Raw genomic sequence first — 12,237 nt, 5'->3', positions numbered from 1 at the left:
GAACACGATGAGGGCGCGAACCAAGATCGGCGCGGGCCTGGCGGCCGGCGCGGTCGTCATCGCCGGCGTGCTGGGCACCGCGAGCGCCGCCGCGGCGGACACCACCGCCGACGACGACACCACGGCGTGGTGCGGAGCGAGCCTCGGCGCCGGCGTCGGGGCAGGCATGCGGGGCGGCTGGGCGTCGGCCGACGGCACGACCGGCCGGTACGGCGCGAGCGCGGTGGCCGACTACCTCGCCGAGAAGCTCGGCGTCGCCGCCGACGACGTGACCGCGGCCCTGGTCGCGTTCCACGCCGAGAACCCGGTGACCGTGCGTGGCCGGGACCTGACCGACGACGCCCTGGCCGAGCGCCAGGCCGCAGAGGCCGCCTCCCTGGCCGACGCGCTCGGCGTCGACGAGGCCGACGTCCTCGCGGCGCTGCAGTCGTTCGACGACGACCGCCAGGCCGAGCGGACCGCAGCGCTGGAGGACCTCCTGGCGGAGCGGGTCGCGGCGGGCACCCTGACCCAGTCCGAGGCCGACGCGATCCTCGCCGCCCACCAGGCCGGCGACCCGATCGGCCTGGGCGGTCAGCGGATGGGCGGCATGCGGGGCACGGGCGGGTTCGGCGGTGGCCACGGCCGCGGGACGATGCCCTGACGATCCCGGCCCGGGTGCCGTGGCCCCACTGTCACGGCACCCGGTACCCCGCGGCGCGGAACAGCTCGTACCACTCGGCCTTGGTCAGCTCGACGTCGGACCCGGCCGCGGCGTCGGCGACGCGCTGCGGGGTCGTCGTGCCGAGGACCACCTGCATCCGGGCCGGATGGCGGGTGATCCAGGCGACCGCGATCGCGAGCGGCGTCACGTCGTACGCAGCGGCCAACCGGTCGATGACCTCGTTGAGCTCCGGGTGGTCCGGGGAACCGAGGAACGTCCCGGTGAAGAAGCCCGCCTGGAGGGGTGACCACGCCTGGACCGTGAGGTCGTGCAGGCGGCAGTAGTCGAGCGTGCCGTTGTCCCGGCTGACCGACTGGTCGAGCGCGTCCATGTTCGCCGCGACGCCGTGCGCGACCAGCGGGGCGTGCGTGATCGACAGCTGGAGCTGGTTCGCCACGAGCGGCTGGCGCACGTACTTGCGCAGCAGGTCGATCTGGCCGGGCGTGTGGTTGGAGACACCGAACGCCCGGACCTTGCCGGCGGCGTGCAGCTCGTCGAACGCCTCGGCGACCTCCTCCGGCTCGACCAGGGCGTCGGGCCGGTGCAGCAGCAGGATGTCCAGGTAGTCGGTGCCGAGCGCAGCGAGCGAGCCGTCGACCGCCTCCTTGAGGTGCTCGGCCGAGAAGTCGAAGTACGGGCCGTCGGGAACGATGCCCGCCTTCGACTGCAGGACGACCTGCTCGCGCTGGGCGGGGGTCCAGCGCATCGCCTCGGCGAACCGCCGCTCGCAGCCGTGCAGCGACGAGCCGTACACGTCGGCGTGGTCGAAGAAGTCGATCCCGTGGTCCAGGGCGGTGCCGACCAGGGTCTGCACCTCCCGGTCCGACATCTCCTGGATGCGCATCAGACCGAGGACGACGTTGGGGACGGTCACCCCGGTGGTGGACAGTGGCACGCGACGCATGGGTGGTGCTCCTCGAGAGTTGGTCGGACGGTCGGTTCAGGCCTGGGACAGCAGGGCGATCTCGTCGGCGGACAGCGCGAGGTCGGCCGCGCCGAGCGAGTCGCGGACCGACTCGGGACGGCTGGCCCCGGGGATCGGGATCACCACGGGCGCGAGCGCGAGCTCCCAGGCCAACGTGACCTGGTAGACGCTCACGCCGTGGGCCTCGGCCACCCGGGCGAACGCCTCGTGGTTGGCGGCGAGCTCGCCCGACCGCGCGATGCCGCCGAGCGGGCTCCACGGCAGGAAGGCGATGCCCTTGCTCGCGCAGTGCTCGAGCTCGCCGAGACTCGAGCGGAACCGCGGGGAGAACTGGTTCTGCACCGAGACCAGGCGCCCGTCGAGCAGCCGGTCGGCGAGGTCGATCTGCTCGACGTTCGCGTTGGAGATCCCCGCCCGCACGATGACGCCCTCCTCGAGCAGCTCCACCAGCGCACCGATCGAGTCGGCGTACGGCACCCGCGGGTCGGGCCGGTGGAACTGGTAGAGGCCGATCGCCTCGACGCCGAGCCGGGTGGCCGACTCCTTCGCGGCCTGCTTGAGGTAGGCCGGGTCGCCGTTCTGGGTCCAGGTGCCGTCTCCGGGGCGCAGGTGGCCGCCCTTCGTCGCGACGAGCACCTCGGAGGCGTCCGCGCCGTAGCTGCGCAGCGCGCGGGCGATCAGCTCCTCGTTGTGGCCGACCTCGCCCGCGAGCAGGTGGTACGCGTCCGCGGTGTCGATCAGGGTCACCCCGGCGTCGAGCGCCGCGTGGATGGTCGCGATCGATCGGTCCTCGTCCGGCCGTCCCTCGATCGACATCGGCATGCCGCCGAGGCCGATCGCCGACACGGTCCGGTCGCCCAGGCGGCGCTGCAGCATCGTTGCCCTCTCATCGGTGTCGGACCCGGGTCCCCGGGTTCCGCGGCGAGCCTAGGCAGCGGTAATCTATAAGTCCAACAACTGTTTCCGATAAGACACAGAAGCAGAGGCGATCAATGGACCTGCGGCAGATGGAGTACCTGGTCGCGCTCTCCGAGGAGCGGCACTTCACCCGGGCCGCAGCCCTCGCCGGCGTCTCCCAGTCCGGTCTGTCCGCTGCCATCCGGAGCCTCGAGAGCGAGCTGGGCACCTCGCTGTTCACCCGGACCACCCGGCACGTCGAGCCGACCGAGGCCGGGCGGGCACTGCTCCCGCACGCCCGCGCGATGCTCGAGCAGGCCACCGCCGCACGCGACGCCGTGGTGCAGGCGTCACGCGAGCTGTCCGGGACGCTGCGGATCGGTGCCGAGCAGTGCCTGGGCGTCGTCGACGTCGGCGCCCTGCTCGAGCGCTTCCGGCGCCGGTTCCCGCAGGTCGCGATCGAGTTCACCCAGGACGGCTCGCACACGCTGGTGAGCCTGGTGCGGAGCAACGACCTGGACGTCGCCCTGGTCGCGACCAAGGACCATCTCGGTGGCCTGATCACGACCGAGCTCGGCCGCGAGCCGCTCGTCGCGTTCCTGCCACCCGAGCACCCGCTGGCCGAGCGGTCCCGGCTCGGCCTGCGCGACCTGGCGAGCGAGACGTTCATCGACTTCCACGACTCCTGGGCCCTACGGCCGCTCAACGACGCGGCGTTCGCCGCTGCCGGGGTCCACCGGCACGTGGGAATGAGCGTCAACGACGTGCACACGCTGCTCGAGCTCGTGGACCGCGGCCTCGGCATCGCAGTGGCGCCCCGACACGTCTCCTGGAAGCCTCAGGCGACCCGGCTCGTCACGGTCCCCCTGCCCGACCAGGGTGCGCCCGAGTGGCTCGTCTCGGCGGTCGCCGCCCCCTGGGACCGGAGCGGTTCCCCCGCGCCATACCTCCTCGAGCTGCTCGCCGACCCGCCGACCTGCGGGGGCGCGGGCCCGACCCGTCTCGACCTGGACGCGGCGACCGCGCGCAGCTGAGTACGAACTGTCGAATCCGTGCGCTTCACCCCGCTCCTTATGGCATTTCTTGCCGTAAGGTGATCTCCGTCCGGGGGAAGGAAGCGCCATGCTGAACAGGGACATCATCCAGAACCGCGGGTTCACCAACACGGTCAGCGACGGCCTGGTCACCGGCTTCGAGCTGCTCGTCCGCAACCCCAACTACCGGGGGCTGTCGGGCTCGCTGGTCGACGGCGTCGCCGTCGCCGTCGACGGGCGGACCTGGGACCACGAGCAGACCAGCGTCGTCCTGCAGGGCCGCGAGATGACGCTCACCGAGCTGCGCACGTCGACCGACGTCCGATGGGCCCTCGACGAGCCCATGGTCGTCAAGGTCCCGCTGACCGGAGGCCTGGCGCCGGGCGTGCACGCCGTGGCGGTCGACATCCGCCTCCGCGCGCCCTACATCCCGATCGAGTTCCAGCCGGGCGTCTTCCACGCGGAACGCAGCCTGACCCTCCTCGGACCCGCGACGTCGTCGCCGCTCCGCCACGGCGTCTCGCTCTACAGCTTCACGGGCGACATGGGCACGCTGCTCACGCTCGAGGACGCCATGGCCGAGATCCACGACCTCGGCGCGACCGGCATCGAGATCCTCGGCGAGGGCAACATCCCCGGCTACCCGAACCCGTCGGCGGCGTGGATCGACACCTGGAAGGCCCTGCTCGAGAAGTACTCCCTCACGCCGACGAACTACGGCTCGTGGATCGACAGCCGGATGTGGCTGCACCGCGACCTCACCGCCCAGGAGGGCCATGAGGCGCTCGCCCGGGACGTCCGGCTGGCCGCCGAGCTGGGCTTCTCGTTCGTCCGGCCCAAGATCGGCGTCGTCTCGCAGGACCTGGTCCCGCACCCGATCTGGGACGAGGCGGTCGAGCGCACCCTCGACCTGGCCGCCGAGAAGAACATCGTCATCTGCCCGGAGATCCACGCACCGACACCGATCAGGCACCCGGTGGTCGACGACTACCTCGCCTTCATCGAGCGGACCGGCACGAAGAACTTCGGGCTGCTGATCGACACCGGGATCTTCATGACGAGACCCGCGATCCAGGAGCTCGACTCACGGCTCGGCGACGACGAGGAGGACATCCCGGTCCCGCTCCGCGCGCTCAAGGTCCCGCCGAGCGACCTGATCGACATCCTCGAGCACGTCGTGTTCATCCAGGCGAAGTTCTACGACGTCGACGAGAACCTGGTCGACCAGAACATCCCGTGGCCCGAGGTGCTCCGGGTGCTCACCGAGCACGGCTACACGGGCTATCTCTCGAGCGAGTACGAGGGCCCGCGCGACCCGTACCGGGGGATCGTCCAGGTGCGCCGCCAGCACGCGATGTTCCGTGAGCTGGAGAAGCACCTCTGAGCAGGTGACCGTCCGGGCGCGGGCGGGCAACCGCGCCTAGGCTCGACGCGTGACCTCTGACGCCGCCGCACTGCGCTCCGCCGCAGCGATCACCTGGCTGCCGCTCATCGTGGTCGGCGTGCTCGTCGCCGGCACGGGCGGACTGGTGCTCGCCGCCCCCGACGCGACCGTCACGCTGCTGACCGTCGTCCTCGCGCTGTGGCTGCTGATCACCGGCATCGCCCGGCTGGGCCTGGGCCTGGCGATGTCCGTCTGGACGGCCCGGCGCCGAGCCCTCACCGTGCTCACCGGGGCCGCGCTCGCCGTCGCGGGCATCGCCGCGCTCGCCAACGTCTCGGGCTCCACCTCCGTGCTCGGCTGGGCCATCGGGATCGGCCTGCTGATCGGCGCCGCGGGGGACGCCGCCGTCCTCGTCTCGGGCCGCACGCAGCGCAGCCGAGGTGCGCTGGTGGTGCTCGCGCTCGCCCAGCTCGTGCTCGGCGTGGTGTTCCTGCTGGAGCCGGCGGCGGGACTCGCCGGGATCGCCGTCGTGCTCGGTGCCGCCCTGCTCGCCATCGGCGTGATCGCCGTCGTCGGAGGCTTCGTCGTACGCAGCCGGGTCAACCGGTTCGTGAACCAGATGACCACCCCGGGCGGCCGACCCGGCGGGGATGACGGCGGTCCGGACGTGATCGAGGGCCGGGTCCTCTAGCTGTACTGACCCGGCAGGTTGGTCAATCGGGTGACGGGCGTTGAGCTCGTGCGCGGTGCTGCGGCGTCACCGGTCACCCCAGCACGCCCAGGACGAGGCGGTACGTGAGCATGGCGGCGCTCGCGAGCACCACCACGGCCGTCGACAGGACCAGGGTCGATCGCAGCCCACCCTCGGCCCTCCGGACCCGCAGGCTCTCCAGCTCGGCGTAGAGCATCGTCCGGAACCGGCGCCTGCCCCGCAGGCCGGCCGTGTAGGTGAGGATCTCCCGCCCGTCGAGGAGCTCGCGCATCCGGCCCAGGTTCAGCGCCGAAGCCGGGTCGAGCGGCGCCGGCGAGGTCGGGGTCGCGAGGGTGGCCACGCTGTCGCGGCGCCCGACGAGGACGACCGACTGCTTCGGCGCCGTGAGCGCCTGGTGGACCTCCCAGAGCAGGTTCTCGGTGATCACGGACACGTCGATGAGCACGGCGTCGGCGCGGCGCGCGAGCTGCGTGACGGTCTCCCGCCACACGGAGTCCTTCACCGTCAGGACGCTCAGCTCGGGTGCGAGCGCGTGCCGGCTCGTCGTCGCGGCCGACGCCGCTGCGGCCACGGCATCGTCGACCGAGTCGACGGAGCGGGTCTTGGCGGACTCGGCCTTCGAGAGGCTCTCGCCGAAGGCGTCGGCCGACATGAGCACGGTGCTCAACGGAAGGATCAGGGTGATCACGGCGGCAACGACACCGGCGGCGACCAGCAGGGCGGCGAGCACGCGGAAGGCCACCCAGATGAGACGCGCCGCGAGGCCGCTCGGGAAGCTGGGGCCGAACGCCTCCTCGGCGAGGTTCCCGAGCCCGTCGACCCCCTCCGTGTACCAGACCCACCCGACGGCGGCCGTGAGCACCCAGGGAGCGATCCTCCCGAGCACCTCGAGGAGACCGAGGAGCGCCCTGCCGACGAGACCGACCGCACGGCCGACCCGTGCGGCAACGGTCAGCGTCACGTTCGCGGCACGCAGTCCGCCGGTGAGGCCGACCGGCTCCGTCGACGCGTCGTCGAGCGTCACCACCCGCCAGGTCGGTCCGATCGTCGCGAGCGCCGAGGCGACAGCCCCGGTGGCGTCGCGGTGCCGGAAGCGGCGCAACCACAGCACCATCCCGCGCGGCGTACGGGACAGCCGCCGTCCGACGATCCGTGCCGAGACCAGGAGTGCGAGCGACAGGAGCCACCCCTCGAGCAGCGGCCCCCACTCGAGCGCACCCCACTCCGGCTCGCCCTCCGAGCCGGCGACCCGCTCCCCGAGGGCCGCCAGGAACCACAACGTGAGCACCGCGGCGGGCGCCGAGACCACGACCGCCAGGACCTGGAGGGCGGCCCCCGTTCCGACCCGGAGCGCGCGCACCGCCCGGCGACCGGCGAAGGACCGCGTCGCCCGCTCGCGAACCACGATCGTCATGGGACTCCATCCCGCGACGCGCCGAGCACTCGATCGGTCGCATCGTCGCACCGTTCGGAGCGATCGCACAGTCCTTTGTCCCGCCGATCGCCGGGCTTTGCTCGACAGGCATCCGCGGGATCGTGCACGGCGCCCGCCAAGGCGCCGAGCGGGCTGTGACAAGGGTTGACGGTCACTCATGACGGTGGAACTGTGACGATGCGGGACGGGACAAAGGAGTCCGGCACCCTGCACCACGCCCCGGGCTCCCCCACGCCTGCGCCGCGCGCAACGCACGCCGCTCGACACCACCCATGAGGTACGCGAGCCCCACCCGGGAGGCACGTGATGGCCGAGATCCAGGTTCCCGAAGGCGTCGAGGGCTGGGAGGACATGGGCCGCAAGGCCGAGTGGTTCCTCGGGTCGGGCGCGACAGCGGACGCCGCGACGATCGAGGAGATGACCCGGCTCCGGTCGGCCGCCCTGGAGCACGCCGAGGGTCTGCGGCGCCGGGTACGGGAGCCGCACGACCCCGGCGGCGCGGTCCCCCGCGGGGTCGCGTCCCTGGTCGGTGCCGGACGCGGTGGCCGGGCGACCGAGACCGACCTCCCCGGCGACGAGCCCGCGTCATCCTTCCTGACCGCCGCCGTGCGGGTAAGCCTGCCCGCCGACGCAGCGGACGCCGTCGTCAAGATCGTCCCGCGGTCCGGCACCGACCTCGACCCGGCCACGGCGCGCCTGGCACGGTTCGACGACGAGACCGGCCAGTGGCAGCTGGTCCCCGGCTCGGCCTGGAGCGATCGCGGCTACCTGCACGGCGCGGTCGACGAGGACGGCATCTACGCCGCCGTCGCGCTGCCGAAGGACCCGGCTGCGCTGGAGAAGGTCGCCCTCGCCGGGTTCGCAGCCCGCGCGGTGGGCCGGGCCGCGGCCGAGGGGATCTTCACCCGCCCCGACGACCTGCGCGACAAGCGCCTGTTCGCGTCCTGGTTCGAGAACACCCCGAGCGCCGTGGCCGGGATGACGAACCTCAGGGCCGCCGAGCGGGCACGCGCCCGGGCGGTCCGGGTGCTCGGCCGCCGGCTCGAGGTCCCGACCCGACCCAGCCCGCAGTGGTCACTGATCGACCTGATCCTCACCTCGAGCATCGACTCGTTCGTCGACCACGCCGGGCTGATCGGCAGCATCGGCACATGGTGGCCGCTGATCGACCAGGTCAACGACGTGGTGGGCCCGTGGTTCCCGTTCGGCCCCGGCTCGATCAACGGGCGGGTCAAGTCCCTCGCCGGGCACCCCACGAACGGCAACATCATCTACGCCGGCGCCGCGAACGGCGGCGTGTGGAAGACCACCGACGGCGGTGCGACGTGGCGCACCAGCTGGGTCTTCGAGGAGAGCCTCGCGATCGGCGCGGTGGCTGTCGCACCGAGCGCACCGAACGTGGTCTACGCGGCCACCGGTGAGGACACGCCGAGCTACGGACCGGCCTACGGCGGTGCCGGCGTCTACCGGTCCACCGACTCGGGCACCACCTGGACCCAGCGCGCACCGGCGGCGTCCGTCGGGATGGCGTGCTCGCGGCTCGTCGTGGACCCGAGCAACCACAACCGGCTCTTCGTCGCGAGCACGACCGGTGTGCACCGCTCGACCGACGGGGGCGCGACGTGGACCACCGTGCTCGGCGGGCACGCCACCGACATCGTCATCGCGCACGACCACCCGAACCGGCTGGTGGCCGGGATCTGGAACGACAAGGTCTACCGCTCGTCGGACGGCGGGACGACGTGGACTCCGGTGGGCGGCGACCTGGTGACGATCGCGATCATCGTCAACTTCAGCGAGCCCTTCCCGACCGGCAACGACCTCGGCTGGGTCCGCCTCGCCATCGGCCGCGAGGGCCCGGCCGGCTCGAACCTGATCGTCGCGAAGTTCGGGCCCGACTCCGCTCGCACCGCGGTCTCCGAGGACGGCGGCGAGAACTGGCTCGCGCTCGCCGGCAGCGAGGGCGTCAGCTACGACGAGTGGACGAGCTTCGTCGCCGTGCACCCGCGCGACCACCGGCGGATGTTCATCGGCGGCCTGCACCTGCAGCGCAGCATCAACGGCTTCTCGTTCAGCCCCACGTCGGGCACGCACTCCGACCACCACCAGATGGTCTTCCACCCGACCGACGACGCCGTCGCCTTCGTGGCCACCGACGGTGGCGTCTACCGGACGACCGACGGAGGCGGCACGTGGCAGCTGCGGGCCGGCGCCACCCAGGCCGCTCAGCTGATGAGCATCGGCGTGGGTGAGCAGAACGGCACGATGGTCGGCTGCGCCACGCAGGACCAGGGCATCGTGGCGGCCGACGCCGCGTTCCACTGGCGCGACACCCACGGCGGCAACGAGTGGGGCATGTTCGTCGTCGACCCCAACGACAACGACCGGTGCTTCATCAACCCGGGCAGCGGCCAGCTACGCCGGTCGACCGACGGCGCCCAGACCTGGAGCAACCCGAGCAACGGCCTGACCGAGTGGTGGGCCGCGATGAACCGCGCGACCGTCGCCGCCAGGTTCCGCGAGGTCGCGGTGCGCCCGGGCAACTCGAACGTGGTGATCGGGGCCGCCACGGTCACCGAGAAGGCGAAGAACTCCGCGGGCACCGAGCTCACGTACGGACCGCGGCACGGCCTGTTCTACAGCACCGACGCCGGCGTGAACTGGAGCCGCTCGGCGACCCTGAGCCAGCTTCCGGTCCGCGTCACCATCGCGCCGTCGAGCACCAGCCGGGTGTACGCCGTCACCGAGAACGGCGAGGTCTGGCGGCACACCGGCGGTGGGACGTCGACCAGCTGGTCCAAGCCCTACACCGCACCGAACGCCCCACCGGCGCAGGCCGCGACGTGCCTCGCGGTCGACCCGTACGACGCGGACGTCGTCTACGTCGGCTACGCCAACGGCGCGAACCGGCTGTGGCGGTCCTTCGACGGCGGCGCGACCTGGGCTGCCTGTGTCGGCGCCGGGACCGGGGCGCTCCCGGTGATCCCGCTGCGGGACCTCTGGATCGACCCGGAGAACCGGCGCTGCCTGTGGGTCGCGACCGACATCGGGGTCTTCCGCAGCAACAACCGGGGCGCGTCCTGGTACCCGGCCAACGACGGCATCGGCGGCCACGACCTGCCGCGCGTGCCGGTGAGCGGCTTCGGCTACCACCCGCAGACCCGGCGGCTCTTCGTCAGCACGGTCGGCCGCGGCTGCTACATCACGAACCCGACCGGCCTCGTCCGGCTCCGGGCGGTCGCCCGCAGCATGGTCTTCCACGGCATCCGGCGACCCGGCATCGTCCGGCTCCGCCTGGTCGAGGGCTCGCGCACGTACGACTTCACCAGGCAGGAGGTCATCCGGCGGATCCAGGCCGGCACGGAGGTCTTCGTGCGGGCGTCGAACGGCCGGATGGCCGAGGTCCGGGTGCACCAGCCCGACCCCGTGCACCCGCAGGAGTACGTGGCGACCGTCGCCGACGACACCGAGGTCAACAACCTGCTCTCGCTCCCGGAGTACTTCAGCTGAGCCGCCCTCAGCCACGTCGTACTCCGAGCCGACCGTCTCCCGAAGAGAGGACGCCGACATGTCCGCTCGTGCACGCAGCCTGATCGAGGCGGCCCTCGCGGCCGTCGCCTCGGTGCTCGCGGTCCTCACTGTCCTGGTACCGGACTGGTTCGAGGTGCTGTTCGAGGCCTCGCCGGACGGCGGCGGCGGGAGCGCCGAACGCTGGTTCGCCGTCGTCTGGGTGCTCGCGGCGATCGCCTTCGCGCTGCTCTCCCGACGCGACCTGCTCCGGGCTCGGGCCGAGGGTTCGCCCGAGCCCTCCGCGGGGTAGCTCGCACCTCGGGGACGATCGTCCCCTTCGGTCGGGCACCCGCGTGCGACGGTAGGGATCTGCCGCCGGCGGACGGGCCCGATCGCGAGGAGGCGATCCCATGACCCCCACGGCGCGTCGGCGCGCCCGGATCGGCCGGCCGGGGTCCCGGCGGCGCCCGCCCCGACCGCTCGCGGCCCGGAGGCTCCGCGCGATCGCCGCGACGCTCGCCTGCGCGCTGCCTGCCACGGTGGCCCTGGCGGCCTGCGGCGGCGAACCCGACCCGACGCCCGAACAGCTCGCCGCGGTCGACTACGCCCCCGGACCCGACGTCGAGGGCTGGCAGGTCTCGACCCCCGAGGCCCAGGGCCTCGACCCCGACCTGGTCGCCGACCTCTACTGGCGCGCCGCCAACCTGGAGACGATCTACAGCCTGCTCGTGATCAAGAACGGCTACCTCGTCGCGGAGGAGTACTACCGGACAGGCAGCCCGACCCAGCACAGCGCCGTGGCGTCGGTGACCAAGAGCTACACCGGGGCGCTGGTGGGGATCGCGCTCGACGAAGGCTGCCTCCCGAGCCTCGACGAGCCGATGATCACGTACTTCCCCGAGCTCGAGGCCCAGCTCGACGACCCGCGCAAGACCGAGATCACGATCCGCCAGCTGCTCCAGATGCGGGCCGGGTACCCCTGGGAGGAAGCCACCGCGGAGGGCATGGAGCTGCTTTACAGCCGCTTCACGCCGGCAAGCCTCGTCGACGTCCCGCTGAAGCGTGACCCCGGCAGCGGCTGGGACTACTCGAACCTGTCCTCGCACCTGCTGGCGATCATCGTCGCCCGGGCGTGCGAGGACCTGATGGACTTCGCCACCGAGCACCTGTTCGACCCGCTCGGCATCGAGCCCGAGCAGTGGATGGCCGACCGGGCCGGCTACCGGCACGGCCACGCCGACCTGTCGCTGTCCGCGCGCGAGATGGCCCGGTTCGGCCAGACCTACCTCGACGGCGGGGTCCACGACGGACGCCAGGTGATCCCCACCGACTGGATCGAGCAGTCCTGGCAGAAGTACACCGAGGACGCCTGGTACTACGCCGTCGGCCCGAACTGGCACTCCTCCTACGGCTACCAGTGGTGGCTGATCGACGCCGGCCCCTGGACCTACGACCTCGCCTGGGGCCACGGCGGCCAGCAGATCGCCGTCCTGCCCGAGGAGGACCTCGTCGTCGTGCTCAAGGCCGATCCGCTCTGGGACGAGCACGGCGACGGCCCCTGGGGGATCGAGAAGGCCAACCTCAACCTCGTGGCGAACTTCGTCGCCGGGATCCCGGAGGGCTGACGGGCACGGTGG

Annotated in this window: 10 protein-coding genes; 7 read left to right on the top strand and 3 right to left on the bottom strand. The window is 72.3% G+C overall.

The window, feature by feature from the left end:
* Positions 1 to 7 precede the first annotated feature (7 nt).
* Positions 8 to 643, top strand: a complete 636-nt coding sequence (locus tag OEB99_RS15240) for a hypothetical protein (RefSeq protein WP_263578142.1) — start codon at positions 8 to 10, stop codon at positions 641 to 643.
* Positions 644 to 674: 31 nt separating this feature from the next.
* On the opposite strand, the gene OEB99_RS15235 is transcribed toward OEB99_RS15240, so the two are convergent.
* Both OEB99_RS15235 and OEB99_RS15230 read right to left on the bottom strand, forming a co-directional pair.
* Entirely contained in the window at positions 675 to 1,607 is a 933-nt protein-coding gene (locus OEB99_RS15235; protein ID WP_263578141.1) for an aldo/keto reductase, read from the bottom strand.
* Positions 1,608 to 1,643: 36 nt separating this feature from the next.
* Positions 1,644 to 2,504: an aldo/keto reductase gene (locus OEB99_RS15230; protein WP_263578140.1), complete on the bottom strand. Its 861-nt coding sequence runs from the start codon at positions 2,502 to 2,504 to the stop codon at positions 1,644 to 1,646.
* 116 nt (positions 2,505 to 2,620) lie between these two features.
* Here OEB99_RS15230 and OEB99_RS15225 point away from each other — a divergent pair, with 116 nt between their 5' ends.
* The 3 genes from OEB99_RS15225 (at position 2,621) to OEB99_RS15215 (ending at position 5,634) form a co-directional block, all read left to right on the top strand.
* Positions 2,621 to 3,559 (top strand): LysR family transcriptional regulator, encoded by a 939-nt coding sequence (locus tag OEB99_RS15225; RefSeq protein ID WP_263578139.1) that lies wholly within the window; start codon positions 2,621 to 2,623, stop codon positions 3,557 to 3,559.
* Between the two features lie 88 nt (positions 3,560 to 3,647).
* Positions 3,648 to 4,943 (top strand): sugar phosphate isomerase/epimerase, encoded by a 1,296-nt coding sequence (locus OEB99_RS15220; protein ID WP_263578138.1) that lies wholly within the window; start codon positions 3,648 to 3,650, stop codon positions 4,941 to 4,943.
* A gap of 49 nt (positions 4,944 to 4,992) precedes the next feature.
* Positions 4,993 to 5,634: a DUF308 domain-containing protein gene (locus OEB99_RS15215; protein WP_263578137.1), complete on the top strand. Its 642-nt coding sequence runs from the start codon at positions 4,993 to 4,995 to the stop codon at positions 5,632 to 5,634.
* A 73-nt stretch (positions 5,635 to 5,707) separates the two neighbouring features.
* Here the strand turns inward: OEB99_RS15215 and OEB99_RS15210 are convergent, their stop codons facing one another.
* Complete coding sequence (locus OEB99_RS15210) at positions 5,708 to 7,069, bottom strand: hypothetical protein (protein ID WP_263578136.1); 1,362 nt, start codon at positions 7,067 to 7,069, stop codon at positions 5,708 to 5,710.
* 327 nt (positions 7,070 to 7,396) lie between these two features.
* Here OEB99_RS15210 and OEB99_RS15205 point away from each other — a divergent pair, with 327 nt between their 5' ends.
* From OEB99_RS15205 to OEB99_RS15195, 3 genes are all read left to right on the top strand, one after another.
* Complete coding sequence (locus OEB99_RS15205) at positions 7,397 to 10,600, top strand: DUF3892 domain-containing protein (RefSeq protein WP_263578135.1); 3,204 nt, start codon at positions 7,397 to 7,399, stop codon at positions 10,598 to 10,600.
* Between the two features lie 58 nt (positions 10,601 to 10,658).
* Complete coding sequence (locus tag OEB99_RS15200) at positions 10,659 to 10,910, top strand: hypothetical protein (protein ID WP_263578134.1); 252 nt, start codon at positions 10,659 to 10,661, stop codon at positions 10,908 to 10,910.
* 100 nt (positions 10,911 to 11,010) lie between these two features.
* Complete coding sequence (locus OEB99_RS15195; RefSeq protein WP_263578133.1) at positions 11,011 to 12,225, top strand: serine hydrolase domain-containing protein; 1,215 nt, start codon at positions 11,011 to 11,013, stop codon at positions 12,223 to 12,225.
* Positions 12,226 to 12,237: the final 12 nt, after the last annotated feature.

The organism is Actinotalea endophytica, from assembly GCF_025717005.1.
Lineage (GTDB): Bacteria > Actinomycetota > Actinomycetes > Actinomycetales > Cellulomonadaceae > Actinotalea.
This window is presented reverse-complemented; position numbering and strand designations above follow the sequence as displayed.

What these genes read in the sequence shown, in the direction of transcription:
- OEB99_RS15200 (WP_263578134.1), top strand. Translation starts at nt 10,659, where the DNA reads ATGTCCGCTCGTGCACGCAGCCTGATCGAGGCGGCCCTCGCGGCCGTC.
- OEB99_RS15220 (WP_263578138.1), top strand. Translation starts at nt 3,648, where the DNA reads ATGCTGAACAGGGACATCATCCAGAACCGCGGGTTCACCAACACGGTC.
- OEB99_RS15230 (WP_263578140.1), bottom strand. Translation starts at nt 2,504, where the DNA reads ATGCTGCAGCGCCGCCTGGGCGACCGGACCGTGTCGGCGATCGGCCTC.
- OEB99_RS15240 (WP_263578142.1), top strand. Translation starts at nt 8, where the DNA reads ATGAGGGCGCGAACCAAGATCGGCGCGGGCCTGGCGGCCGGCGCGGTC.
- OEB99_RS15195 (WP_263578133.1), top strand. Translation starts at nt 11,011, where the DNA reads ATGACCCCCACGGCGCGTCGGCGCGCCCGGATCGGCCGGCCGGGGTCC.
- OEB99_RS15205 (WP_263578135.1), top strand. Translation starts at nt 7,397, where the DNA reads ATGGCCGAGATCCAGGTTCCCGAAGGCGTCGAGGGCTGGGAGGACATG.
- OEB99_RS15225 (WP_263578139.1), top strand. Translation starts at nt 2,621, where the DNA reads ATGGACCTGCGGCAGATGGAGTACCTGGTCGCGCTCTCCGAGGAGCGG.
- OEB99_RS15210 (WP_263578136.1), bottom strand. Translation starts at nt 7,069, where the DNA reads ATGACGATCGTGGTTCGCGAGCGGGCGACGCGGTCCTTCGCCGGTCGC.
- OEB99_RS15235 (WP_263578141.1), bottom strand. Translation starts at nt 1,607, where the DNA reads ATGCGTCGCGTGCCACTGTCCACCACCGGGGTGACCGTCCCCAACGTC.